Source organism: Bacillus cereus group sp. BfR-BA-01379 (assembly GCF_022663605.1).
Lineage (GTDB): Bacteria > Bacillota > Bacilli > Bacillales > Bacillaceae_G > Bacillus_A > Bacillus_A mobilis.
Window position 1 is genome coordinate 1 of record NZ_JAKUFT010000330.1, and the last position, 217, is coordinate 217.

The following is a 217-nucleotide window of genomic DNA, read 5'->3' on the forward strand; positions in this document are numbered from 1 at the left end:
TCTTCTATTTTTACCTCTGTTAGTTTTCCGCTTTCTACCGTGTTTTTAAAGCTAATTCGGTATTCTACTTCTTCTCCTAACTTCGGTGACGGGCTATTTACTACTTTTTTCACTTCTTCTTTTACTTTCACTTTAAAAGTGATACTTCTTTCTTCTGTATCCGTAATCTCTGGATACTTCGCCAGTACCTTACCGTTTTCCACTTTCAACTCTACTG

1 protein-coding gene is annotated in these 217 nt (G+C 36.4%); it reads right to left on the reverse strand.

All coding sequences use genetic code 11. From position 1 onward, the window contains the following. Positions 1-217: hypothetical protein (locus MR113_RS28105; protein WP_242257532.1), on the reverse strand; the 217-nt coding region annotated here is incomplete at both ends.